Genomic DNA, 23,841 nt, shown 5'->3' on the forward strand with positions numbered 1-23,841 from the left:
CGCGGTGCGAGATACCGAACGTCAGGCCTTGGCCGAGATCGCGCTCAGTTCCTCGAGATCGAGATCGCGTTCCAGCTCGTCCAACGTCTCGTCATCGATGTCGCCGGCGCGGTGGAGGCGAATGAGTTCCCGGCGCCCCGTCGCAACCGCTTCGAGAACGACGTCGAAATGAGCATGGAGCAGCGGCACGTAATGCTCGGTTCTCTCGGCATAGTCGACGATCGCCGTCGCCCTGCGCTGATAGCGCTCCAGCAATTGCGGATGGATGAGCTTTCCCTCTGTGTCATAGGCCAGGTTTTGCACGATCCCGAGCTGCACCTGTGCCATGGCGGCTTCCGCCTGGCTCATTGTCAGGCGCGCTCTTTCCGTCTCGGGCGCCAGCCGCGCCCAGGCAATCACCCGCCCCAATGTCGTGCCCTGCACGAGCACGGTTCCGAGAATGACGGTAAAGGACGTGGCGAGAATGAAGTCACGGCCCGGGAAACCTTCGGGCAGGCTCAGCGCCAAGGCGAGTGTGACGACGCCGCGCACGCCTGCCCAGCTCAGAACGGTTGCCCCGCCTGCGCCGAGCGGCCGGGTACGTGTGAACCCCAGCGCTGCACATGACTTGATGACGAGATCGGAGGCAAAGACCCAGGCAAACCGCGCGGCTACGAGTGTCACGAGGACTGCCAGCATCGGCAGTCCCATTGTCGCGATCACGGTGCTAAAGCCGCCGCCGCGTTCGACGACATCCCGGAGCGACAGCCCGATCAATGTGAAGACCGCCGCTTCCATCAGGAAGATCATCACCGTCCAGAACGACGTGCCGCGCATGCGCGTGGCCGCTGAAAATACCGTGTGCTGGTGCCAGGAGGCGACCAAGCCCGTGGTCACGGTGGCAATGACGCCGGAAACATGCAGCAGTTCGCCGAACAGATAGGAAATCCAGCCGAGCAGCACGGTGGCCGCAATGATCAGGTAATCATCGCCGAGATGCCGGATGAGTTTGACCCATGCGGCTGCAATGACGATGCCGACGATGGCGCCGCCGAGCGCCAGCACGAAGAAGTCGCCAACCGCCTCCCCCGCGCTGAAGGCGCCCGTTGCGGCGGCGGCAACGGCAAAACGGAAAAGAACCAGGCCGCTCGCATCGTTGAGCAGGCTCTCGCCTTCCAGCAGAATCTGCAGCCGCCGTGGCAGCCTGACGCGCTCGAGCACGGCGCGCGCCGAGACCGCGTCCGGCGGCGCAACGATCGCGCCCAGTGCCGCGCAGGCGGCCCAGGGAAGTGACGGAAAGATAAGATGGACGACAACGGCCACGACGACGCAGGTGAAGAAGACCGCGCCGACGGCAAGCGAGGCGATCCCGATCATGTGGCGCCGCAGCCGCGACAGCGCGATGGACCAGGCGCCATCCATCAACAGCGGCGGCAGGAAGATGACCAGCACCAGCCCGGGATCGACTGAAATCGCCGGCAGTCCCGGCACAAAGGCCAGCAAAGCGCCACCGGTCAGCAGCGCGACGGACGGCGGCAGTCCGAGCCTGTGGGCGGCATAGTGCAGCGCGATGATCGCCAGAAACATCGCGATAACGAGCTCGAATAACTGGGTTGGTTCCATGTGCCCTGCCCTGGCTCAGCAACGAATGTCGGATGCCTGCCGCAAAGAGTTACAGCGGCCTTGCGCATCTGAAAAGACACGACGCGCTGTAAAGGCTGCGGAACCGGGAATGGCAAGTTTGGAGACTTTGACTCTCTCTGCCATCAATCATTGCCTGGATTTAATTGGAGTTTGCTGCGCATCCTCCTTACACGCTGCGTCTTCAGGAAAGGAAGACCGATGCAAAGACGAACTCTGGTGCTGGGAGGTGCAGCCATTGCGGCCTCGACCGTAGCTGCAGCGGCGATCTGGCCACGGCGGCATATCACTGTTGCCGCCAGGACATTCGACTGGAAGGGAACGGATTTCCTGAGCGGCGGCACAAAGTCGGTCGCATGGGAAAAGCTGCCTGCGCCGCTCTTTCGCAGCCGTCCGAATTGCATCGTGACATCAGCACAAACCCTTGGCCCCTGCCACGTCAACAATATTCCGGCCCGTCAGGACGTCTCGGAAGGAAAGGCCGGACTGCCGTTGCGGCTGGCCGTTCGCATCGTCCATGCCGCCGATTGCCGGCCGGTCGAGAGCGCCGATATCGAAATCTGGCATACCGATCATCGTGGCATCTATTCCGGCCGCGAGGCTGCCGACATGTGTACGCTCGGTGATGCCGAGGCAATCAGCGGCCTCGCCTTTCGGGGGCGCCAGCTGACGGATGCTGAGGGGCAGGCAAGCTTCCTGACGGCCTATCCCGGATGGTACAAGGGCCGCACGCCGCATGTTCATTGCCGCATCCTCGTCGAAGGCAAGGAGCTTCTCGTCAGCCAGATCTATTTCGATGACACGCTGAGCGACATCATCTATGGCGAGCATCCGGACTATCTTGGACGCCCTCCCCGCGATACCCGCAATGAAGCGGACGGCATCTTCCCGGAGGATGCCGCCGATCACATATTCGACTTCGAGAAGCTCGATGGCGGCGTGCTTTCCGCCACCATCACGATCGGCCTCTCTTCGTAGGCGGAGAGCAGAGAAAGCCGCCGATCGCCAACTGCCGGCCGTGCCGGAATTCCTCCACCACAGAGGTTTTAAAGGACGATCTTGCATCCGGTATGAAACCAGATGCAGCATTCCTGCGTACTAACTCTCGATAGCGGGATACAGGCAGCGAGGGTTGATGGCATGGTCAGGAAAGAAGGCGTCGCACACATTGTCCGGCAAGTCGCCGAACAGGGGCTGGCCAGGCTGATGATGAGGCTGCCCGCGACGAGGGCAACGATCAGAGCCGCCGCGGCGAGCCAGCCCCATCTTTACGAACTGTGCGGAGCCTATGGCGAGGCCTGCGCCGTTCTTGATCGCATGCGCAAGGATCTGTCGGCCGACCCGGCGATTGTCAGCGAATACGAGATCATCTGCGCCGAAATCGAAATCGACGTCACCAGGATCCTGTTTGGCGGCCGATGAGCTGCGGCCGGTATCCTTTTCAGATCAGCACGCCATCCACATCGATGGAAATGCTCAGCGTATCCGTATCGAAATGATGCGCAGCCCCGTCGGAGATCTTATAGTGGAACGTCTCGCTGACGTCTCCGGTAACGCCGGCAAGCTTCGCCGCATCGAGCGTGTAGCTGTAGTCGCCATGATCGTCGACATGGATGGTGCCGTATTGGCCGGTCAGCGTCAGACCGTTCTTGCCGACGACTTCACCCTCAAAGCGGCGAAGCAGCAGGATCCCATTGGCCGAACTGTCGTTTTCCAGCAGATTGCCGTGATGGGCGCCATCCGTGTCGGCTGAGATTTTCAAGCTGTCATGGGCCGCGACAATTATCGGGGCCGCGCCCACATGCGTTGTATCGCCGGCAACGTGACTATCAAGGCTGACAAACAGGGGGTCAGCCTCCTCGAGCGTCGTATTGTTGCTGACGGGAAAGGTGTTCGCGGCGATGATGGCCGGCGATATGCTGTAGGGCGTCACATCGCTGGCGATGACATTGTCGTGGAAAGCCCCGGATGCAGGCCTGTCGACCTTCAGCGCCGCCTGCGACAGGTCGTCGAAAACGTTGTTGTGGACGTCGATATCTTCGCGGACGTAACTGGTGGTGCCGGCAGAGCTGACCACCACGCCCCACACGCCATCATGGATGTAATTGCCTGAGATATCATAGTCCCTCGTATCGCCCTGGTCGCCGAGACCGACGGCGTAAGACCAGCTGTAGCCGCCATATCCCGATATGTCGTTGTCGTGGATGGCGATATTCGTGCCCGCCTGGGTGGCCACCCCGAAGCCGCCGCCAACCAGCGTATTGTCCTCGATCACGGCATTGACAGGCCGGACGAGCGCCAGCACGCCCTTAGGGCTAACGGCCCCCGTCTGGTCGAGATAATTGCCGCTGATCAGGATGTTGCTGCTGTCGTTCATCTGCACGGCATCTGCCGTGGTGCCGTGAGCATTGGTGACGGTATTGTTGAGAAGGGTGACGCCGTTGATCTTCTCGATCCAGACGCCGTCGCCATTCACGTCGTTGATCGTGCTGTTTTCGATGGTGATGTTCGAGCCCGTCCGGAAGGTGACGGAACCGGACTTGCCCGCCAAACCGGTGTGATCGACCTCGACATTGCGCACCGTCCAGTTCGAAACATAACCGCCATAGATGGCTGCTCCGCCGGTATCCGAGATCTTGATGTTCTCGATGACGATGTTCGACGCATAAAGGCTGTGAATGCCGTCGCCTGGACTATGGATGACCGGCGCATCGCCGATCCCGTAGCTGCCGATGGTGATCGGGGCGCTGGCGGTGCCGGAATATTTCAGGTCGAGCTGATCGTTATAAACGCTTCCGGCGGCGAGCAGCACGGTGTCGCCGGGCTGCAGCTTCAAATTTTCCACCGCCCAGAAGGATGCAAAAGGCGCATCCTCGCTCGTGCCGCTGTTGTTGTTGGCGCCTGTCGCCGAGTTCACATAATAGACTGTCATATCGCCATATGCTCGCATTGTCGCGCAGCTGTTTGGGGATCAGCTGCGATGAGTGGATCGGATGCGGTCGGGGCGAAAGGCCATAGGACAATCTTCGATTGTCCCGACGGCGGTAGACAGGCTGTGGCCTGCAATGCTCCCGAGAAGCCTGGCGGTGGCTGCATCCTCGACAATACAACTTACGAGAAAATAATCTATAAAATAACGACCGAAAGGTGAATGAAACGGTAACGGACCGTTTGCAATGAACGTAAGGGAATGGCCGCCCTCGCCCTTCAACGCCCCTTACGGGACGCTTCAGGACAAGGGCGGAGGGAGGCCGTGCCCTATCTCAGCTCAGCAAACCATCCATATGGATGAAGACGGTCAGCGTATCCGCGTCGCTGTGATGCGAGGTTCCATCGTCGATGCCGTACTTGAAAGACTCGCTCACATGCCCGCTATGGTCGTCGGGCAGCTTCGTTTCATCGAGCGTATAGGCATAGTTGCCCTCCCGGTCCACGTGGATGGAACCGTAGTCTCCAGTCAGCGTCAGGCCGTGTTTGCCGACGGCTTCGTCGCCGAAGCGGCGAAGCACCAGCGTGTCGTTGTCGGAGCTGTCGTTTTCCAGAAGATTGCCGCGATGGGCTTCGCCCGTATCGGTGAAGATCTTCAGATTGTCGTGGACGGCGACGACTGCCGGATCGGCAACCGCCTCCGTCGTGGCGGCAATCTTGGTCTCGGTGCTTGCAAGCGCCGTCTCGACATTTGCGACCGTGTGGTTGTTGCTGACGGAAAAGGTATGCGCGTCGACGATGGCGGGCGATATGCTGGTGGCCTTGACGCCGGTCTCGATGGTGTTGCTGTAGAAGGAGCCGGACGCCGGCCTGTCGACCTTCAGCGCCGCCTGGGTGAGGTCGTCGAAGACATTGTCGTGGACCTTGATATTCGTGAGGCTATAGCTGGTGCCGGTGGCGCCGCTGACGGCCACGCCCCAAGCGCCATCGTGAATATGGTTGCCCGAGATGTCGTAATCCCGCGCACTGCCCTGATCGCCGAGGCCGACGGCGAAGGACCAGCTGTAACCGTGATATCCCGATATGTCGTTGCCGTGGATAGCGACGTTCTTGCCCGCAGGCGCGCTGATGCCGAAGCCCCCGCCAGTCAGGACATTGTCCGCGACCACGGCATCGGTGGCCCGCACCAGCGCGATCCCCCCCTTCGGACTGACGGCATGCGTCTGGTCGAGATGATTGCCCTTGATCAGAATGTTGCTGCTGTCGTTGAGCTGCATCGCATCGGCCGTAGAGCCATTGGCGCTGGTAACGGTATTGTTGAGAAGTTTGACGCCGCTGACCTTTTCGATCCAGAAGCCGTCGCCTTTGACATCAGATATCTTGCTGTCTTCGACCGTGACGTTCTTGCTGTTCCTGAAGGTGACGGCACCTGCGTTTTCCGACATTCCACTCTTGGCGATCTCGACATCGCGGACCGTCCAGTTGGTGACATCGCCGCCATAGATGGCCGCACCGCCGGTGTTCGATATTTTGAGGTTCTCGATGACGATGTTCGAGGCATAAAGACTGTGAATGCCATCGCCGCCGCTGTGGATAACGGGCGCGGCCCCCGTTCCGTAACTGCCGATCTTGATCGGCGCAGTCTCGCTGCCGGAATATTTGATATCGAACTGTTCGTTGAACACGCTTCCCTTGGCAAGAAGCACGCTGTCTCCCGGTTTCAGTCCCAAGGATTCCACTTTGGACAAAGTCGCAAAAGCCGATTTCTGGTCCGTCCCGCCATTGCGGTCGGAGCCAGTCGCTGAGTTCACATAGTAGATTGTCATATCGCCAATGTTGCCCTGTTCGTCGGATCGCTACATTGCCACGCGAATCGACCGGAACCGGCCGTCCGAACGCGGCGGGGGCAACCCGCCACGGCAAAAGGGCGAGAAGATGTTGTCAATGCGGCAGCGGGTCGGTTTGCGGACCTTACTCCACAGGCAATGCCCGGATTTGCTAAGCCACTGGAAAGATGCAACTTATCCGAAAAATTTCCGGCGGCGTAATTGCATGAATCGGCGGCACTACTTCACCCCCTCGCCCGCAACGCCGCCCTCAGCGGCAGCCTTGCCGCCGCCAGCGCCGGCAAGGCGCCGCCGATCACCCCGACCACCAGCCCCAGAAGCCCGGCGGTTAAAATCACATCTGGTGTCACGACCAACTGGAACGCCATCTTCGTATTGTTGGCGCCCATCGTGCTCGCCTGCCAGCCGTTAAAGGCAAGACGGGAGGCGAGGATGCCGACACCGGCGCCGGCTACAGACAGCAGCACCGCCTCGACCCAGGTGGCGACGAAGGCCGGCAGGCGGGGAAAGCCGAGCAGGCGCAGCGTGGCGATCTCGACGCCGCGGTCGGAGACCGAGCTCATCATCGTATTCAAAGCGCCCGCCGTCGCGCCGACCGCCATCAGCAGCGCGATCGGCCAGCCGAACAGGCGGATCAGGCTCTCGGTGCGCTCGGCCTGCGCGGCATAGAGATCAGCCTCGGGGATAGCGGTGAGCGGCGTGCCTGATAGATCGGACAGACGCTCGCGCAGCACCGCCAGTGCTGTTGCAGGGTCGCCGCCGGCAAGCCGCACGCGCAGGCTCTGCACCTGCCCCTGACGGTCGAAGGCCGATTGCACCGCGTCCAGGTCCGCCCAGATCTCGGATTCGAAGGCACTGCCGCCGGAGGTGAAATGGCCGGCGACGGTCCAGTCGACCGCGCCGAACCGCACCTTCTGGCCAACGGAAAAGCCGGGAAAAGCGTCTGCGATGCGGGCGCCGACGACGATCTCGCGTGCGCCCGGTGCAAACAGCCGCCCCTGCGAAAGCCGGGCGCGGCCGCGCAGATCGAGCCCCGTGCGGTCCATGCCCCGCAACGACAGCGTCTGCTCGGCACCGTCGCTCCCCTTTACATCGATCGGCACGATGGTCTCGCGTGACAGCGCCAGCCCGCCGGCCCCGTCGCGTGCGATCCCGGTCTCGCCGCTGATGGCGGTCAGGCTGCGGATCGCATCTGCCGGCACGTCGGAGCCGGTTTCCTGGTTGGTGCCGCCACCGAGGATGACGGCGATGTCTGGCGAGCCGGCGCCGGCAAGAGCGGCCTCGAAACCGCGCGCCATCGCCAGAAACCCTGCCAGCACCGCCACCACGAGGGCGACCGACAGCACCATCGACAACGAAATCGTGAGCCGCCGCGGCAGGCTGCCGAGATTGATTCTGATCATGAGAAAGGTCTGCTTGAGCGCTGATGACATTGGACTATCTCGTTTTGAAGGCGTTGACGATCGGCAGACACATGGCGTTAGCGGCCGGCAACAGCCCTGTGAGAAGGCCGAGCCCGGCAATGATCGCGACGGATTTCAGCAGCACCTCGCCGCTGAAGACGAGGCCGAATTCCGGCCCGATCGACAGTGTCGCGAGCTTGGCCAGAACGAGCCCGCCCGCCCCGCCGATGGCGAAAATGAACAGCGTCTCGCCGAGAATGAGCACTACGATCCGCCCGCTTGAAAAGCCGAGCACCTTCATCACGCCGATTTCGAAGCGGCGCTCCCGGATGGCAAAGAGCATGGTGTTGACCGATATCATCAGGATCGTCACGAAGGCGGCGCCGACGACGAGGCTGACAATCAGCCCGACATCGGCGAACTGCCGGAGAAACGCTTCGAGGAACTGTTTTTCCGTTTGCGTCCGGGTCTCAGCCGCCGAATTGGCAAAGAGCGCATCGATGCGCGCCGCCAGCACGCCCGAGGCGATACCGTCGCGCGGGCGCACCACGAAGGCGTCGACCGTATCCCTGTCGCGCGCGCGGGCAGCATTGACCATGTCGTAGCGGGCGAGCATGAAATAGGTGTCGGTGCCGGCATCGGCGCCCTCGAAGATGCCTGCGATGGTGAAGCTCCAGTTCCGGCTGCCGTCGGCCTTCAAGAGCTGGCTGGTGAGGCCGATGCGCTGGCCGACCGACCAGCCCTGCGCCTCAGCCAGCGCCCGGCCGACGAGCACCCGGTCGCCGCCTTCTTCCAGCGCCGCGATCAACTCAGGCGTCAGCCCGAGTTCGGCGCCATTGGCGGCGGCAATCGCCTGCGGATCGACCGCGCTGACGGCGACGATATTCTTCTCGACCTCGACGAAGCCGCGCATGCGCGCTGTATAGGCGACGGCCGCGACATCGCGCTGCGCCGCGATCCGGTTGAGATAGGCAATCGGCAGCGGCAGCCCCCGGCCCGATTTATTGAACACGCCGAGCAGATTGTCGCTGGCGCCGGCCGCCCCCTGGCTGCCGCTGACGAAACTCGCCGTCAGTCCGTAGATCAGGAAGGCGATGCCGACCGAAAACATCAGCAAGATCGCCCGCAGCCGCTTGCGCCAGGCATTGCGCCGCATCAGCTGGAAAAAGGTCATCGGCCTTCCCCCTCGACGAATTCGCCCTTGTTGAGATGCAGCGTCCGCCTGGCAAAGGCGGCGGCCTGGGGATCGTGCGTGACCATGATGATGGTCTTTTGAAGCTCGCGATTGAGGAAGCCCAACATCTCCAGGATATCATTGGCCGATTTCCGGTCGAGATCGCCGGTCGGCTCATCGCAGAGAATGAGATCGGGATCGGCGACGATGGCCCGCGCAATGCCGACGCGCTGCTGCTGCCCGCCCGACATGCTCGACGGAAACTGCCGCTGCCGCCCGGCAAGCCCGACCAGATCCATCACAGTATCGACACGCGCCCGCCGCTCCTTGCGCCCGAGCGGCTTCAAGAGCAGTGGCAGCTCGATATTCTCCGCCGCATTCAGCATCGGCAGCAGATTGTAGAACTGGAAGACGATGCCCATGCTGTGCGCCCGCCAGTCGGCCCTCGCCCCTTCGCCCATCTGCTCGAGATGGCTGCGCCCGATCCGGATCTCGCCGGCGTCTGCGCTGTCGATGCCGCCTAGCATATTCAGCAGCGTCGATTTCCCCGAACCCGACGGCCCCATCACCGCGACGAAATCGCCGCGCGGAATGGCAAGATCGAGCCCCGAGAAGATCGGTATCGTCTCCGCCCCGATCCGGAACGCCTTCCTGACGCCCGCAAGCGCGATATAGGGATCTTGAGTGTCCGTCATGCTCTGCTCCTTGGTGGTTCGTTGTTTTGTGGCCGGTAGCCGGTGGCCGACCTCGTCCTTCGAGGCCCCTCGCGGGGCACCTCAGGATGAGGTCGGAGAGAAGCTGCGCTCTGCGGCACAGGAAGCCAAACCGCACGTCATCAGATCAGCCCGCCAGCCGCACGACACGCGATCAGCTTTCCAGCCACACGGCACAACAATCAGCCCTATCCTGAGGTGCGCAGGCCAAAGGCCGGAGCCTCGAAGGACGGGGGCGGATGATAGGCACCATCGGAAGCCGCCTCCTACCCCACCAGCAGCCGGATGCGCGCCGCCATGGCAGGCCGCATGCCTGGCGGCGGCGACGTCAGCGACAGGCGCAGCGTCACCGTCCCCTTTTCCCGCGAAATCACAGGCGCGATCTTCGACACCTCGACCGCAAAGGGTTGGCCGGGAAAGCCGTCGAGCACCGCCTCGCCCGACAGGCCCGGCCGCATCAGCGCGATATTGGCCTCGGCCACATCGGCATCGATGACCAGGCTCGCCGTATCGGTGATGGTAAGCAGGCTTTCATCCTCCCGCACGCTGTCCTCGCGCGACAGCACCGTGTCGCCGATATGCGCATCGAACCCCGTGACGGCGCCGGAGATCGGCGCACGCACGGTCAGCGCCTCCACCTGCTCGCGCGCCTTGTCGATCTCGAGCTCCGCCTTTTCGACATCCTGGCGTGCCTGCAGGGCGGCATTCTCGGCCTTGTCGACAGCCGTTTTCGCCTCCTCCAGCGCCTGTGCCGACATGGCATCGCGCCCGGCGAGCCGCTCGGTGCGTGCAAACGACGAGCGCGCCTGCGCAAGCTCGATCGTCCTCGCATCAAGCGCCAGCGCCGCCGCCCGCCCCGCTATCTCGGCGCCCCGAAGCGCAAAACGCGCGCCGGCATCGTCAAGCCGCACCAGCACCTGCCCGGCGACGACGCTGTCGCCCGCTTCGACCTCGACCGCGACGATCCGGCCCTCATATTTGGAAAAGACGGTGGCGATATCGGGGGCCACGACATAACCGGAGCCGGTGACCTCGCGGGGGAGCGCAGCCGTGCTCTTCGCTCCACCCTCGGTCGGAGTCCGCACTCCTTCAACAGCGGCACCGTCCCTGGCTCGCGCCTCCACCCCATCAGCGGATATCGCAAGGTCTCTGCCCGAAAACCCCGCAAGCGAGGTCTCGATGCGCTGCAGCGTCTCAGGTCCATAGAAAAGAGCCGCCGCCAGCGATGCCGTCGCGGCAAGGACAAGCATTGCGCCAGGGGTCGTGCGCCGCCGGGCATGAGGCTTCGGCGGCTCCGTCGCAAAGGCCGCGGGCGCGATCGAAAGCGATCTGAGCTTGGCGGCAAGGTCTCGGTCATGTTCTGATGTCGTGTTCATACCGGTAGACATCGCCGACCCGGCAGAAATCGCGACCTCGAACACGATCCAGGCAGTCCTCGATCGCGATTGCGTACGTGCCAGTGGCCGCCCTCGTCCTTCGAGCCCCTGCGGGGCGCCTCAAGATGAGGTCGGAGAGAGGACACGGCTTGTATCGCTGGAGAACGCGGCGCCCTGCCGCCGATAGGCTAGCCGCAGGGCACAACAATCAGTCCTCATGGTGAGGAGGCCCGCAGGGCCGTCTCGAACCACGAGGGCGGGTGGCATGCCGATGCGTTTAAGCGCCGCTGGCCGCCCCCGTCCTTCGAGGCCCCTGCGGGGCACCTCAGGATGAGGTCGGAGAGAGGGCACGGCTTGTATCGCTGGGGAACGCGGCGCCCTGCCGCCGAGAGTTAGCCGCAGGGCACAACAATTAGCCCTCATGGTGAGGAGGCCTGCAGGGCCGTCTCGAACCACGAGGGCGGATGGCTGGCCGCTACAGCCCCCATTGCCGAGGAAACACCGCCCTCACCCCTTCCTCTGCCGCCAGGCAACCGGCGTCATATCCGTCACTCGCCGAAATTCGCGGTTGAAGTTGGACTTGGTCTGGAAGCCGACCTCGAACATCACCTCGGTCACCGATTTCCCAGTGCCGGAAAGCAGCCGGCAGGCCTCGCCGATCCGGTAGTCATTGACATATTGCGACACGTTCTTGTCCATCGCCCGGTTGATCGCTGCCGAGATCTGGCGGGCGGGAATGCCGGTCTTGCGGGCCAGCCGGTCGAGATTGAGATTGGCGTCGCGATAGAGTTTACGGGCCTCCATCAGCGCATCGACCGCGGCGATCGTCTCCTTGTCCTCGCTCGTCTCCGGCCGCGGCGCCGTCTCCACCATCTCGGCCGGCGCCCGGCTTCGGCTGGCGGCCGCCGCCGCGATGCCGAGGATGACGAGGACAGCGAGATTTCCGATACTGATCAGCATCAGCGCCCGCGCACTATGGGCCGAGGTGAGGTCGAGGAAGACGAAGGTATCGAGCGCGGCCGAGAGACACAGAGCGGCGGCCGCAAAGATGATCGCCCGGTAGGCCGGCACCGCCCCTTCGAAGGGCGCCAGCCGCAGCGCATCGGCGCCCGGGCGCATCAGAAGCAGGATGGCCAGGGCATAACCGACGAAGATTAGCACCAGCGCGATATCGATCGCCTCGCGCCAAACGGCCATCAGCAGCAGGATAAGGGCGGCGGGCACGGCATGCAGCGCCACCCGCGCCGGCAGTGGCCGCCGGCTGGTCCGCACCAGCCGGGAAACCCCGGCATAGGCAAGCGGCGGCACCATCGCCGCAATCACCGGCGCGATCAAGCCGATGGCCTGCACTCCATATCCCCAACGCAGGCCGGAGAGCACGGATTGCAGCGCGGCGAGCAGGATGAGCGCCAGAAACGGCCGGTTCGGCACCGCCTCCTCGTCGCGCCTGAGGACCGTGACGAAAAGGACAAGCAGCAGCAGGGCAACGGCGAAGGGAAGCGGAATAAACAGCATGGCCTGACAGGATCGTGGCGAATAGGCGGCCATCATTGCCGAGATCGTCGCCGGGCGCGACCTCCATCATGTTTTAGGACGTGTTTTAGATGGGGATTTTGTGGGGGATCCGCCTGGATCAGCGGCCATCCAGGAACGCCAGCACCCGCGTGGTGAGGAGCGCGGTCGCATCCGCATCATAGGACGGCAGCGAACTGTCGGCGAAGTAGTGCTGATCGCCGGGGTAGAGGAAAAGCTCCGCGTCCTCGACCTTCGCCACGATCTCGCGGGCGGCATCGATGTCACCCTCGCCGACAAAGATCGCATCGTTGTCCATGCCGTGGATCTGGACAGCCACTCCCTCCGGCCAGGGCCCGAAAGCCCATTCGCCGCTGATCGGCAGGCAGGAGTAAAAAAGCAGAGCCCCGCGGGCGCCAGGCCGTGTCTGTGCCAGCTTCTGCGCGGGCAGCACGCCGAATGAGAACCCGGCATAGACCAGTTCGCGAGGCAATTCGTCGGCAAGCCGGACGCCGCGCTCCCGGATGGCGTCGAAGCCGATCTCGCCGATATAGGCAAGCCCCTCCTCGATGCTGTCGAATATGCGCCCGTCGAACAGGTCAGGCGTGTGCACGATGTGGCCGGCGGCCGTAATCTCGTCAGCGAAGGCGCGCACGCCAGGGGTCAGCCCTTGAGCGTGGTGGAACAGCAAAATCTCGGCCATATTTGCTCCGGTTGAGATGGTCGCACCTGATGACCGATATCTAAGGCGCGGCACCGAAGAAGGCGAGCCGGGTGAAGATCGTATAGTCCGCTTCCGAGACCATCAGTGCCACGAAAACCAGCACCAGCACCGGCGGCAGCAGGATGGCGTAGACCAGCGCCAGCCGTTCCCAGGCCATATGCATGAAGACGGCGACGATCAGCCCGGCCTTCAGCATCATGAACAGCAGGATCAGCGTCCAGCGAAGATAGCCGTGGATCCCGAGATAATCGACCATATAGGAAAAGGCGCTGAGCACGAAGAGCAGGCCCCAGACGAAGAAATAGAGCCCGATCGGATGCTGCTGCCCGTGATCTTGTGCATGCGGGGCCTGTGCATGTGGGCTTTGCCCATGCGCTGTTGTCTCGCTCATGACGACCTCACCACAGATAGAAAAACGCGAAGATGAAGACCCAGACCAGGTCGACGAAATGCCAGTAGAGACCCATGATCTCGACGGCCTCGTAGCGCCCTCTCCGGCTGGTGAAGAAGCCGCGCCGCTCCACGTCGAAATCGCCCCGCCAGACCTTGCGGGCGGTAATGAGGAGGAAGATGACGCCGATCGTCACATGGGTGCCGTGAAAGCCGGTGATCATGAAGAAGGTCGAGCCGAACTGTGCGGCCCCCCACGGGTTCCCCCAGGGGCGCACGCCTTCGGTGATCAGCTTGGTCCATTCGAAGGCCTGCATGCCAACGAAGCATGCCCCGAGAAGCGCCGTCAGCAGCATCAGCACCGCGGTCTTGTGGCGGTCGCGGCGATAGCCGAAATTGACCGCCATCGCCATGGTGCCGCTGCTCGAGATCAGCACGAAGGTCATGATCGCGATCAGGATCAGCGGAACATCCTGCCCGCCGATATGGAGCGCAAAAACCTCGCTCGGATTGGGCCATGCGACGGGCGTCGACATGCGGGCGGTCATATAGGCGATCAGAAAGCAGCCGAAGACGAAGGTGTCGCTGAGCAGAAAGATCCACATCATCGCCTTGCCCCAGGAGGCGGTCTTGAAGGCGCGCTGATCCGAGCTGAAATCGGCGGCGACACCGCGCAGACCGGCCGGCCGCAGCCCTGGCTCGCCATGCGTCTCGATAGTCTGTGCCATCTGCAAACCTCCTGGTTCAGCCCCTATTTCAACAACGTCCGGCAGAGATCGACGAAATCATTCGCCCAGCCGGCAAAAAGCGCAAAAAGCAGGAGCCAGACGGCGAGCATGAAATGCGAGTAGATGGTGGAAAGATCGACGCTGAGGCGCAGCCTTTCCGGCGCGACGTCGGTTGAGAATGCCTTGACCGTCGTGTGCGTGAGCACGGCAAGCCCGCCGAAAATATGCAATCCGTGCAGGCCGGTCAGCATGTAGAAGAAGCTGTTGGCGGGGTTGTCGGCAAGCACGTAGCCGGCGGCCGTCAGTTCCCGCCAAGCCTGGATTTGTCCGACGAGGAAGAAGACCGCAAGCGCAAGTCCCGTCACAAGCGCCGGCCGCAGGGCTTCCATGCGGCCGTGCCGCGCTTCTCGTTTGGCCCATTGCAGCGCGGCACTGCTCAAGGCCAGTGCTGCCGTGTTCACCCAGAGCAGGCGCGGAATGGGCATCCCCCACCAGTCCGCCGACGCCATGCGCATGAAATAGGCGCTGACGGCAAGGCTGAAGAGCGCGCCGACGACGCCGAGAAACACGAAGAGGCCGATCTTCACCGCCGGCACGGCTGGCCGATCGGCGCCGTCATGAGCCGGCAGCCGCACCGACCCCGTCTCCAGCCAGGGCTTGGATGTCAGCCGCTGCCCGGAAAGCCACCAGATGATGATGGCGGCGACTGCGGCAAGAAAGACCAGGATGACGTTCATGCCGGAACCTCCCGGGTGACGCCATCGCTTGCCGGCACTGTCTGCGGGATGAAGTCCTCAGCCGCCCCGGGCACGCTGTAATCATAGGCCCAGCGGTAGACGACAGGCAGATCCTTGCCCCAGTTGCCATGTGCCGGCGGCGTCTGCGGCGTCTGCCATTCGAGCGTCGTTGCCCGCCACGGATTGCCGCCTGCCTCCCTGCCCCGGAAAAGGCTCCAGACCAGATTGAACAGGAAGACCATCTGCCCGGCCCCGACGATCAGCGCCATTACCGTGATGAAGATGTTCAGCGAATGGGCCGAAGGCGGAACGAAGGCCGTCTCTCCCATCTCGAAATAGCGGCGCGGCACGCCGAGCAGGCCGAGATAATGCATCGGGAAGAAGATCGCATAGGTGCCGAGGAAGGTGATCCAGAAGTGGATATGGCCGAGCATGTGGTTCAGCATGCGACCCGTCACCTTCGGATACCAGTGATAGATCGCCCCGAAGATGACGAGGATCGGCGCCACCCCCATGACCATGTGGAAATGCGCGACGACGAACATCGTATCCGACAGCGGCACGTCGACGACGACATTGCCGAGGAAGAGGCCGGTCAGGCCGCCATTGACGAAGGTGACGATGAAGGCGAGCGCAAACAGCATCGGCAGCGTCAGGTGAATGTCGCCGCGCCAGAGCGTCAGCACCCAGTTATAGACCTTGATCGCGGTGGGCACGGCGATGATCAGCGTCGTGGTGGCGAAGAAGAAGCCGAAGGCCGGGTTCATGCCGCTGACATACATGTGGTGCGCCCAGACGACGAAGCTCAAGCCGCCGATAATGACGATCGCCCAGACCATCATCCGATAGCCGAAGATGTTCTTGCGCGCATGCGTGCTGATCAGGTCGGAGACGATGCCGAAGGCCGGCAGCGCGACGATATAGACCTCGGGATGCCCGAAGAACCAGAACAGGTGCTGGAACAGGATCGGGCTGCCGCCGCCATGTTGCAGCTGCGTGCCCATTTCGACGATGGCCGGCATGAAAAAGCTGGTGCCGAGCACGCGGTCGAACATCATCATGACGCAGGCGACGAAGAGGGCGGGAAAGGCGAGCAGCGCCATCACGGTCGCGGTGAAGATGCCCCAGACGGTGAGCGGCATCCGCATCAGCGTCATGCCGCGTGCGCGTCCCTGCAGCACGGTCACCACATAGTTCAGGCCGCCCATGGTGAAGCCGATGATGAAGACGATCAGCGACGAAAGCATCAGCAGGATGCCCCAGTCCTTGCCGCCGGGCGTGCCGGAGAGCACGGATTGCGGCGGATAAAGCGTCCATCCGGCCCCCGTCGGGCCGCCGGGGGCGAAGAAGCCTGCGGCGAGGATCAGAACCGCGAGCAGATAGATCCAGTAGCTCAGCATGTTCGCATATGGGAATACCATGTCGCGGGCGCCGACCATCAGCGGAATGAGGTAATTGCCGAAGCCGCCGAGGAAGAGTGCCGTCAGCAGATAGATCACCATGATCATGCCGTGCATGGTGATGAACTGGTAATAGTGATCGGCATCGATGAAGGCGAAATAGCCTGGAAATGCCAGCTGAATCCGCATCAGCCAGGAAAGCACCAGCGCCACCAGGCCGATCGAGATCGCAGTGATCGAATATTGCACGGCGATGATCTTGGCATCCTGGCTGAACACATATTTGGTCCACCAGCTGTGCGGATGATAAAGCTCGACATCCTCGACTTCGGCGGAGGGGATGCTGCCGGATGGAATCTCGACCATGATCTCTCTTCCCTTTCCTCCAGCGGTCTACGACCGCTGCGGGGTCAACTGAACCGGCAAGCGGCTCCGGCGGCTGCGCCGAAGTCAGTTTGCCGGCGGCGGCTCTCCCGATGACGCCGTCAGCTGGGTGAATGTCTGCTGCTGCCCGAGCCAGGTCTGGTAGTCTGCGTCGTTGTCGACGACGACGGTACCGCGCATTTGCGGATGGCCGACGCCGCAGAGTTCGGCGCAGAGGATCTCGAAAGTCCCTGTCCGCGTCGGCGTGAGCCAGAAATAGGTGATCATGCCGGGGATCATGTCCATTTTGGCGCGGAATTCCGGCACATAGAAATCATGGAGCACATCGACGGAGCGCAGCAGGATGTGCACCGGCTTGCCGATCGGCAGATGCAGCTCGCCGCCCTCGATGATGATGTCGTCGAGGCCGCTTGCGTCGTTCTTATCGAGGCCGAGCGGGTTCTCGGGGCTGACGTCGCGCGTCTCCGCGCGGCCGAGCTTTCCGTCGGCACCCGGCAGGCGGAAGCTCCACAGCCATTGCTGGCTGACGACCTCGACCGATGCGGCATCGGCAGGCACCGTGATGAACTGGTTCCACACGATGAGGCCGGGCGCCAGCATCGCCGCGACACCGACCGCCGTTCCCCCTCCCAGCAGCAATTCCAGCCGGCGGTTCTCGGGCTCATAATGCGCCCGGTTTCCGGGCTTATGCCGGAAGCGGAAGACGCAGTAGGCCATGAACGACACCACCGCCACGAAGACGATACCGGTGATCCAGAAGGTGATGACGAGGGTACTGTCGATATAGGTCCAGTTGGACGCGATCGGCGTCCACCACCACGGGCTCAGCACATGAAACAGCACGGAGCCGACGACAATCAGGACGAGGATCAGCACGACAGCCATTTCCGCTCCTCCTCGAGCAGGTTGACCCGTGAAACCGCATTCCGCAAAAAGTCCGTCTTTATTATCGCACAGATAGAAAATATCGGCAATTACGGCAATTTAGCCATGCGCCGCCCGGCCGCGGCCCGTCATTTGGGGTATTGCCCGTCACTGCGAATATGCCCATCACTGCGAATATTGTTTGAGATAGGCGATGAGATCGGTGATCTCCTGGTCGTCCTTCACGCCGACAAAGGCCATCTTCGTGCCTTTCACCTTTGCCTTCGGATTATGGAGATAGTCGCGCAGCACGGTCTCGTCCCAGACGAGGCCGCCTTCACCGGCCGCCTTCATTGCGGCCGAATAGGCGAAATCGGGATGCGTCCCGGCCTTCCTGCCGAACAGCTTGTTCAGCGACGGACCGACCTTGTTGGTATCGGACTCGACGACATGACAGGTCGCGCATTTCTTGAAAACAGTGGCCCCAGCCGTCGCATCACCCTCCTGCGCCCCGGCATGACCGGGGAAAAGGGCAATCGCAGTTGCACCAATCAGCAGAACAACACGGTAATCCATGGCAAACCTCATCCTCCTCAAGGTCGCCGGCCACTCACACCCTCCATTATCTCTCGCGTGTGGGTGGTGGTTGTTATGGCTCGAAGCTTAATCCTTCGCGGATGCAAGTCAATCGCCTCACAGTTGGGGTCGCCTGAACGCATATGAGATCAGGTGAACCCGGCGCGGATAACGGCCACTACACCTCGATCGAAAGCGCCTCCGTCACCGCCAAATCCGCCATGGCAAGTGCTGCCTCGCGGGTCCTCGCGGCGGCGATGAAGCGGCCGTTGTGGCAGAAGCTCGCGCCCTCTATGCCGCAAACCGCCTCCAGCTCTCCATTGGCGAGACCGGCCCAGGCTGCCGGCAGATCGGCCCTGAGCTCGAAACCCTCCTCGGCCCGGCGGATGCCGGTCACGCACCAATCCTTTTCGCGCGGATGGACGACGAACAGCAGGTGATCGGCGCCTGCCTTGACGATGGCCGGACGGAACGGCATTCCCCTCGGCAGCTCCAGAACACGCCCCTGCCCCGCAGCCTCGATTGCCCGATGCACCATCGCCTCGGCCCGCAATTTTGCGGCACTCTGGGCTATCCTCGCCTCGACGAAACTGCGGGCAATGGCAAGCGCCGCGTGGAAGGCGCGATCGTCGGCCTCGGGTTCTGCTTCGTCGAAAACCGGTTTCAGCGTCTCCAGCAGCGCCGGCAAGGTCAAGCCCGCCAACGGCCCCGAGGGGCTGAGCGCGCCATTGTCGGTCAGATCGATCGGCAGCACGAAGCCCGCATCGAAAGTGCCATGCACCGCCTCGACATGCGCTTCGGGAAGGCCGGAGGCTGCGAGATAATCACGGCCGTAATGCTTCCAGATCAAGCCGAACGAGCTGTAGGGCTGGCCATCTTCGCGCGTCGGCGCGCCGCGCTGGTGGTGATCGAATATCCCCGCAGCAGGATCATAGGCACCGCCGACATCATAGATGATGCGGCCTTCGCCCGGCGTGATCCATTCCGGCGCCCGGCTGCGGACGATACGCGCCTGCGGGAAAAGCCGGGTCAGGATGACGCTCGACAGCAATTCATCGGCATGGAAGCCACCGGAATGGGTGACGAGGAAATCGGGGATCATGGGAGCTTTGCGCCTTGTCGTTCGCGGAGGGTCCGCTTGCGGGTCGGAACCAGATAGCCGTTGCCGGCGACGATCTCAACCCATGCTTGGCGCATTTCACCTCAGCGCCGCCCTGCCGCTCGCCACCCATTCGTACTCATTGAGTTTGCGAGCGACCACCGCGAAGCCGAGAACGAGTCACGGTCGATCTCCAGGATCGCCGTTGCAGCCCTCGCAAAACTGCTTATTCTCCGGCGTCGAAAATGTTCATTTGCGAAAGCGAAAGAGGCGGCGTTTGGAGATTCCTCAGCACTTTCATGTTGCCGAGACCGCGGGATGGCTGGTGAACCACCGGATGAACTCCGCCCTTCCCGGCTATCTCATGATCAGTTGCAAGACCGACACGACCGACCTTTCGGATTTGTCCGAAAAGGCGTTGGGCGAATTCGGCCCATTGCTTGCAAGAACGCAGAAGGCGCTGAAACAGGACCTGAATGCTCAGCGCGTCTATATCGGCCGATACGGGCACTCGCCCGGTTATCCGATCCATTTTCATGTCATCCCGATATATGACTGGGTGGAGGAGTTGTTCTGGAAGGACGGCCGGTATCGTCTGCTCGAGAATTTTGCAGAAGGACCGGGAGAAACCGCAACGGACGGCGCGGAACTGACGCTGTTCGTCTGGCGCGAGTTCTGTGAACGCGCAGTGCCGCCACCGGTCAGAGGGCCATCGGTCTCAGAGGTCATCACGTTATTGCGGGAGGTAATGCGGTTTCCGGCGCCTTGATTTCGTGCATGAAGTCAACCGCTTAAGGCAGCGCCGGTCCCGGCTGACTTGCAACAAGCGCACGGCCGGCCGCCGCGCCGGCATGAAGGCAGATAAGGCCGATCGCGGCCAGAGAATTGATCAGCAGGACATTCGCCACCACAGACGCCGAAAACGCTCCCTCGCCTGACGGAAGCACGGCCGTCGCGGCAAAGAGCACGCCTTCATAGGCAACGAAGCCGGCCATGAAGGCGCCAGCCGCGGCGACGCTGAGGCTGGCGGCAAGGCGAAGCACGCCGAGCGCTGCGGCCAGGGATGCGAATGCGGCAATACCGATCGCCAGACCCCAGGCATAGCTGTCCCAAGTCTGGGGATAGCCGAGCACGAGATAGCCGACCATCTGGTTGGCGAGCCAGCCCAGCAGAACCGTCGTCAGCGCCATGCGCCGGGGAAGAATGACCGCCGATACCGCCGCCAGGGCCACGAAGGGCGTGACGCAGGCAAAAACCAGGCTGAGAGCGACACTTGCACCTGAAATGATGACGACCCAGGCGACGGCGAAGCCGGGGATGACGGGGCGCAGGGGAAACTGATTTCGTTCGAGCATCTCGAAACTCCGTTCGACCGGGCGGGGCGCACGCGCGCGCCCCGAGAAATCATACGCCAGTCCATGAAAAAGGCCAGTGAGGTCATATCTCCTCCTTGAGTTCGAAAATCCCGGCCGTTCCTCAATCCATGACGTATTGGATATGATGCCGGCCATGCACGGCCGATTTTTGGACATGGGCGCGAACGCCGAAAACCCGGCCGATCATATCCTCCGTCAGCACGTGCTCCGGCGCCCCCGAGGCGACGACCTCGCCCTTCTGAAGCACCGCCAGGCTGTCGCAAAACATCGCCGCCAGGTTGAGATCGTGCAGCGCGACGATGCAGGTGATGCCTAGCTTCGAGATCAGCTGGAGAATGTCGAGCTGGTGCTGGATATCGAGATGATTGGTCGGCTCGTCGAGCAGCAGCTCGCTCGGCGTCTGAGCCAGCGAACGCGCAATATGGACACGCTGGCGCTCGCCGCCCGACAGCGTCTGCCAGAGCTGGCCCGCCCGCTCCCGCATGTCGACCCGCAACAAGGCCTCGTCGACGGCGGCATCGTCCTCCGCACCGAAGGGCGCAAGCAGCCCGCGATGCGGCGTGCGGCCGAGCCGAACCACGTCGCGCACGGTCAGCTGGGTATCGGTCGTCGACTGCTGCTCGACGAAAGCGATGCGCCGGGCAAGGGCTGCGCGCGACAGCGAAGCGATATCGTCTTCGCCCAGCCGGATGACGCCGCTGCGGACCTTGCGCAGCCGGCAGATCAGCCTCAGCAGGCTCGATTTGCCGGACCCGTTCGGCCCGAGCAGACCGAGAACCTTGCCCTTTGCCACCGTCAGGCTGACGCCGTTGACGATGACCGTGTCGCCGGCGGCGAAACTCACCGCGTCGATGGTAATGCTCATGCGCTTCTCCGCACGCGATAGAGGATGACGGCGAAGGCCGGCGCGCCGAAGAGCGCCGTGACGACGCCGATCGGCAGAACCTGCTGCGGGATGATGATGCGCGAGACGATATCGGCGCCGACCATATAGATCGCGCCGCCGAGCGCCGTTGCCGGCAGCAGCCACCGATGGCCCGGTCCGACGAGGAAGCGGGCCGCATGCGGAATGACCAGGCCGACGAAGCCGATCGAGCCGACCATGCTGACGACGCTTGCCGTCATCGCCGCCGTCAGCCCGAACAGCAGGATCTGGACGCGGCGCACGGCAATGCCGAGCGAGGCGGCCGCATCCGTGCCGAAGGCGAAAGCATCGAGCGCCCGGACATGGGCCATGCAGATGAGGAAACCGGCAAACGCGATCGGCACCGAGAGATAGACATCCGGCCAGCGCACGCCGCTGAGCGAACCCAGAAGCCAGAACAGAATGCCGCGCGCCTGCTCGGCATTCGCCGATGTCGTCACGATGTAGGAGGTCAGCGCAGTGAAGAGCTGCGAACCGGCAACGCCGCACAGGATGATGCGCTCGCCGGTTCCCCCCGCACCCGTCGCAAGGAAGCCGACCAGCAGAAAGGCAATGACCGCGCCGATGAAGGCGCCGCTGGACAGGCCGAGAACACCGTAGCCGAGGCCGAGGATCATCACGCAGACGGCTCCCGTCGAAGCGCCGGCGGAGATGCCGAGCACATAGGGTTCGGCCAGCGGATTGCGCAGCAGCGCCTGCAGGACGGCACCGCAGAGCGAGAGCGACGCGCCGGCGCTGGCTGCAACCAGCGCCCGGCTCAGACGATAATCCCAGACGATGCCCTGGTGGATGCGGCTGAGCTCGAATTGCGTTCCGAAAAGCCGGTTCGACACCGCCTCCGCCGTCGTCGCTAGCGGGATCGCGATCTCGCCGATCGAAACGGCAAGGCTGATCATCAGTCCGAGAAGGAGAAGGGCTGAAATGGTGAGCGCGGCAAGCGCCCACCATCCTTGTTGCCTGACCGACACTGCCTTCACTGCGACAGGCCGAAGGATTTGATGCCGTTCGCCAAGGTCTCGATGCCGTCGATCGTGCGGATCGTCGGGTTCATCGATTGCGCGTCCATCATCACGAAGTGCTTGTTCCTGACGGCATCGAGTTCCTTGGTCACGGGGTCGTTCTCGAGAAAATCGATCTTGACCTTCGGATCGTCGGCGGCGTAGCGGCGCCGGTCCATGGTGGCGAGCACCATGACGGCCGGGTTCGCCTGGGCGATGGTTTCCCAGCCGACCAGCGGCCATTCCTCTTCGGTCGTGAGGACATTCCTGGCGCCGATCGCCTTCAGGATATAGGCAGGCGCGCTGTTCTTGCCGGCGATGAAGGCATCGCCGTTGACTTCCTTGCTGGAGAACCAGAAGACGATAGGCAGGTTCTTGCCCGATGCGCCGGATATCGATGCGACGGCATCCGCCTCGCGCTTCTTCAACTTGGAAATCAGCGCATCGCCGCGCTCCTTCACGTCGAAGATCTCCGAGAGCTCGGCGATCTCACGGTAGACCAGCTCCATCGTGAACAGCTCCTTGCGCACACCGTCGCCGCCATCGGTGTTGACCTTGGCGACGCAATCGGCCGGCGCGAGATAGGTATTGATCCCGAGATCCTGGAACTGCTCCCGCTTGCCGACGGAGCCCTGTGCGCCGACATGCCATTCGAACTCGGCCGCCACCAGGTCGGGCTCCTGTCCGACGACGGATTCGAAGCTCGGATCATTGTCGGCGAGACGCTTTATCTTGCTGTTGGCCTCGGCATATTGCGGCAGGACCGGACCGACCCAGACGGCCGTGCCGGCGATCTTCTCGGCAAGGCCGAGCGAGAAGAGAATTTCGGTCATGCCCTGGCCGATCGAAACGATCTTCGATGGCGCTTTCTGGAACGTCACCTGCTCACCGCAATTGGTGATGGTCAAAGGATATTGGGTGGCGGCAAGGCTCGGTACCGCAAGGCCGATCAGCCCGAAGGCAAATGTCATGGTGGCGAGAATCTGGCGCATGAAAACCTCGATTGAAGGAAAAAAGCACGGTTATGCCGCACGCGCGGCCGAAGGCACGCTGACGCGCGCTAGCCG

Annotated in this window: 22 protein-coding genes and 1 pseudogene; 3 read left to right on the forward strand and 20 right to left on the reverse strand. The window is 62.8% G+C overall.

All coding sequences use genetic code 11. The features are described 5' to 3' along the window. Positions 1-21: 21 nt before the first annotated feature. On the reverse strand, positions 22-1,602 hold the full coding sequence (locus CO657_RS11815; protein ID WP_054183411.1) for a Na+/H+ antiporter: 1,581 nt from the start codon (positions 1,600-1,602) through the stop codon (positions 22-24). Between the two features lie 219 nt (positions 1,603-1,821). Here CO657_RS11815 and CO657_RS11820 point away from each other — a divergent pair, with 219 nt between their 5' ends. Together CO657_RS11820 and CO657_RS11825 are read left to right on the forward strand one after the other, a co-directional pair. Then, positions 1,822-2,598, forward strand: a complete 777-nt coding sequence (locus CO657_RS11820) for a dioxygenase family protein (RefSeq protein ID WP_054183410.1) — start codon at positions 1,822-1,824, stop codon at positions 2,596-2,598. Between the two features lie 162 nt (positions 2,599-2,760). Then, on the forward strand, positions 2,761-3,042 hold the full coding sequence (locus CO657_RS11825; protein WP_054183409.1) for a hypothetical protein: 282 nt from the start codon (positions 2,761-2,763) through the stop codon (positions 3,040-3,042). 19 nt (positions 3,043-3,061) lie between these two features. On the opposite strand, the gene CO657_RS11830 is transcribed toward CO657_RS11825, so the two are convergent. From CO657_RS11830 to CO657_RS11900, 15 genes and pseudogenes are all read right to left on the reverse strand, one after another. After that, positions 3,062-4,552 (reverse strand): right-handed parallel beta-helix repeat-containing protein, encoded by a 1,491-nt coding sequence (locus tag CO657_RS11830; protein ID WP_054183408.1) that lies wholly within the window; start codon positions 4,550-4,552, stop codon positions 3,062-3,064. Between the two features lie 331 nt (positions 4,553-4,883). Further along, positions 4,884-6,374 (reverse strand): right-handed parallel beta-helix repeat-containing protein, encoded by a 1,491-nt coding sequence (locus CO657_RS11835; protein WP_054183407.1) that lies wholly within the window; start codon positions 6,372-6,374, stop codon positions 4,884-4,886. A gap of 245 nt (positions 6,375-6,619) precedes the next feature. Next, positions 6,620-7,828 (reverse strand): ABC transporter permease, encoded by a 1,209-nt coding sequence (locus tag CO657_RS11840; RefSeq protein ID WP_054183406.1) that lies wholly within the window; start codon positions 7,826-7,828, stop codon positions 6,620-6,622. A gap of 4 nt (positions 7,829-7,832) precedes the next feature. After that, the gene (locus CO657_RS11845; RefSeq protein ID WP_054183405.1) at positions 7,833-8,972 is read right to left on the reverse strand and encodes an ABC transporter permease; all 1,140 of its coding nucleotides are present in this window, start codon (positions 8,970-8,972) and stop codon (positions 7,833-7,835) included. Further along, on the reverse strand, positions 8,969-9,667 hold the full coding sequence (locus CO657_RS11850) for an ABC transporter ATP-binding protein (protein WP_054183404.1): 699 nt from the start codon (positions 9,665-9,667) through the stop codon (positions 8,969-8,971). Before CO657_RS11850 ends, CO657_RS11845 begins: the two co-directional genes overlap by 4 nt. A gap of 206 nt (positions 9,668-9,873) precedes the next feature. Next, positions 9,874-11,106 (reverse strand): annotated as a pseudogene (locus CO657_RS11855) (efflux RND transporter periplasmic adaptor subunit). A 462-nt stretch (positions 11,107-11,568) separates the two neighbouring features. Further along, the gene (locus tag CO657_RS11860) at positions 11,569-12,612 is read right to left on the reverse strand and encodes a helix-turn-helix domain-containing protein (RefSeq protein WP_197283892.1); all 1,044 of its coding nucleotides are present in this window, start codon (positions 12,610-12,612) and stop codon (positions 11,569-11,571) included. Positions 12,613-12,694: 82 nt separating this feature from the next. After that, a complete protein-coding gene (locus CO657_RS11865) occupies positions 12,695-13,276 on the reverse strand; it encodes a dienelactone hydrolase family protein (RefSeq protein ID WP_054183403.1) in 582 nt (193 codons plus the stop codon). Positions 13,277-13,316: 40 nt separating this feature from the next. Further along, the gene (locus CO657_RS11870) at positions 13,317-13,688 is read right to left on the reverse strand and encodes a cytochrome C oxidase subunit IV family protein (RefSeq protein WP_012558086.1); all 372 of its coding nucleotides are present in this window, start codon (positions 13,686-13,688) and stop codon (positions 13,317-13,319) included. A 7-nt stretch (positions 13,689-13,695) separates the two neighbouring features. Next, the gene (locus CO657_RS11875) at positions 13,696-14,415 is read right to left on the reverse strand and encodes a heme-copper oxidase subunit III family protein (RefSeq protein ID WP_054183402.1); all 720 of its coding nucleotides are present in this window, start codon (positions 14,413-14,415) and stop codon (positions 13,696-13,698) included. A 23-nt stretch (positions 14,416-14,438) separates the two neighbouring features. Next, the gene (locus tag CO657_RS11880; RefSeq protein WP_054183401.1) at positions 14,439-15,152 is read right to left on the reverse strand and encodes a cytochrome c oxidase subunit 3; all 714 of its coding nucleotides are present in this window, start codon (positions 15,150-15,152) and stop codon (positions 14,439-14,441) included. Beyond that, a complete protein-coding gene (locus CO657_RS11885; RefSeq protein ID WP_054183400.1) occupies positions 15,149-16,918 on the reverse strand; it encodes a cytochrome c oxidase subunit I in 1,770 nt (589 codons plus the stop codon). The genes CO657_RS11880 and CO657_RS11885 overlap by 4 nt, the downstream gene beginning before the upstream one ends. Positions 16,919-17,002: 84 nt before the next feature. Then, the gene (locus tag CO657_RS11890; RefSeq protein WP_003593752.1) at positions 17,003-17,821 is read right to left on the reverse strand and encodes a cytochrome c oxidase subunit II; all 819 of its coding nucleotides are present in this window, start codon (positions 17,819-17,821) and stop codon (positions 17,003-17,005) included. Between the two features lie 165 nt (positions 17,822-17,986). Next, positions 17,987-18,376, reverse strand: coding sequence for a c-type cytochrome (locus CO657_RS11895; protein WP_054183399.1), 390 nt, complete (start codon positions 18,374-18,376; stop codon positions 17,987-17,989). Positions 18,377-18,554: 178 nt separating this feature from the next. Further along, a complete protein-coding gene (locus CO657_RS11900; protein ID WP_054183398.1) occupies positions 18,555-19,478 on the reverse strand; it encodes an MYG1 family protein in 924 nt (307 codons plus the stop codon). 274 nt (positions 19,479-19,752) lie between these two features. Between CO657_RS11900 and CO657_RS11905 the strand changes: the two genes are divergently transcribed. Further along, positions 19,753-20,244, forward strand: a complete 492-nt coding sequence (locus CO657_RS11905) for an HIT family protein (RefSeq protein WP_054183397.1) — start codon at positions 19,753-19,755, stop codon at positions 20,242-20,244. 22 nt (positions 20,245-20,266) lie between these two features. On the opposite strand, the gene CO657_RS11910 is transcribed toward CO657_RS11905, so the two are convergent. The 4 genes from CO657_RS11910 to CO657_RS11925 form a co-directional block, all read right to left on the reverse strand. Next, positions 20,267-20,830: a hypothetical protein gene (locus tag CO657_RS11910; RefSeq protein ID WP_054183396.1), complete on the reverse strand. Its 564-nt coding sequence runs from the start codon at positions 20,828-20,830 to the stop codon at positions 20,267-20,269. A 121-nt stretch (positions 20,831-20,951) separates the two neighbouring features. Then, the gene (locus CO657_RS11915) at positions 20,952-21,716 is read right to left on the reverse strand and encodes an ABC transporter ATP-binding protein (RefSeq protein ID WP_054183395.1); all 765 of its coding nucleotides are present in this window, start codon (positions 21,714-21,716) and stop codon (positions 20,952-20,954) included. Next, a complete protein-coding gene (locus tag CO657_RS11920) occupies positions 21,713-22,753 on the reverse strand; it encodes a FecCD family ABC transporter permease (protein ID WP_054183394.1) in 1,041 nt (346 codons plus the stop codon). The genes CO657_RS11915 and CO657_RS11920 overlap by 4 nt, the downstream gene beginning before the upstream one ends. Next, the gene (locus CO657_RS11925) at positions 22,750-23,766 is read right to left on the reverse strand and encodes an ABC transporter substrate-binding protein (protein WP_054183393.1); all 1,017 of its coding nucleotides are present in this window, start codon (positions 23,764-23,766) and stop codon (positions 22,750-22,752) included. The genes CO657_RS11920 and CO657_RS11925 overlap by 4 nt, the downstream gene beginning before the upstream one ends. Positions 23,767-23,841 lie beyond the last annotated feature (75 nt).

This window comes from Rhizobium acidisoli, assembly GCF_002531755.2.
Taxonomy (GTDB): Bacteria; Pseudomonadota; Alphaproteobacteria; order Rhizobiales; family Rhizobiaceae; genus Rhizobium; species Rhizobium acidisoli.

Excerpts from the sequence above, each read along its gene's own strand:
- CO657_RS11815 (WP_054183411.1), bottom strand. The coding sequence starts at position 1,602 with ATGGAACCAACCCAGTTATTCGAGCTCGTTATCGCGATGTTTCTGGCG.
- CO657_RS11820 (WP_054183410.1), top strand. The coding sequence starts at position 1,822 with ATGCAAAGACGAACTCTGGTGCTGGGAGGTGCAGCCATTGCGGCCTCG.
- CO657_RS11825 (WP_054183409.1), top strand. The coding sequence starts at position 2,761 with ATGGTCAGGAAAGAAGGCGTCGCACACATTGTCCGGCAAGTCGCCGAA.
- CO657_RS11830 (WP_054183408.1), bottom strand. The coding sequence starts at position 4,552 with ATGACAGTCTATTATGTGAACTCGGCGACAGGCGCCAACAACAACAGC.
- CO657_RS11835 (WP_054183407.1), bottom strand. The coding sequence starts at position 6,374 with ATGACAATCTACTATGTGAACTCAGCGACTGGCTCCGACCGCAATGGC.
- CO657_RS11840 (WP_054183406.1), bottom strand. The coding sequence starts at position 7,828 with ATGTCATCAGCGCTCAAGCAGACCTTTCTCATGATCAGAATCAATCTC.
- CO657_RS11845 (WP_054183405.1), bottom strand. The coding sequence starts at position 8,972 with ATGACCTTTTTCCAGCTGATGCGGCGCAATGCCTGGCGCAAGCGGCTG.
- CO657_RS11850 (WP_054183404.1), bottom strand. The coding sequence starts at position 9,667 with ATGACGGACACTCAAGATCCCTATATCGCGCTTGCGGGCGTCAGGAAG.
- CO657_RS11860 (WP_197283892.1), bottom strand. The coding sequence starts at position 12,612 with ATGATGGCCGCCTATTCGCCACGATCCTGTCAGGCCATGCTGTTTATT.
- CO657_RS11865 (WP_054183403.1), bottom strand. The coding sequence starts at position 13,276 with ATGGCCGAGATTTTGCTGTTCCACCACGCTCAAGGGCTGACCCCTGGC.
- CO657_RS11870 (WP_012558086.1), bottom strand. The coding sequence starts at position 13,688 with ATGAGCGAGACAACAGCGCATGGGCAAAGCCCACATGCACAGGCCCCG.
- CO657_RS11875 (WP_054183402.1), bottom strand. The coding sequence starts at position 14,415 with ATGGCACAGACTATCGAGACGCATGGCGAGCCAGGGCTGCGGCCGGCC.
- CO657_RS11880 (WP_054183401.1), bottom strand. The coding sequence starts at position 15,152 with ATGAACGTCATCCTGGTCTTTCTTGCCGCAGTCGCCGCCATCATCATC.
- CO657_RS11885 (WP_054183400.1), bottom strand. The coding sequence starts at position 16,918 with ATGGTCGAGATTCCATCCGGCAGCATCCCCTCCGCCGAAGTCGAGGAT.
- CO657_RS11890 (WP_003593752.1), bottom strand. The coding sequence starts at position 17,821 with ATGGCTGTCGTGCTGATCCTCGTCCTGATTGTCGTCGGCTCCGTGCTG.
- CO657_RS11895 (WP_054183399.1), bottom strand. The coding sequence starts at position 18,376 with ATGGATTACCGTGTTGTTCTGCTGATTGGTGCAACTGCGATTGCCCTT.
- CO657_RS11900 (WP_054183398.1), bottom strand. The coding sequence starts at position 19,478 with ATGATCCCCGATTTCCTCGTCACCCATTCCGGTGGCTTCCATGCCGAT.
- CO657_RS11910 (WP_054183396.1), bottom strand. The coding sequence starts at position 20,830 with ATGCTCGAACGAAATCAGTTTCCCCTGCGCCCCGTCATCCCCGGCTTC.
- CO657_RS11915 (WP_054183395.1), bottom strand. The coding sequence starts at position 21,716 with ATGAGCATTACCATCGACGCGGTGAGTTTCGCCGCCGGCGACACGGTC.
- CO657_RS11925 (WP_054183393.1), bottom strand. The coding sequence starts at position 23,766 with ATGCGCCAGATTCTCGCCACCATGACATTTGCCTTCGGGCTGATCGGC.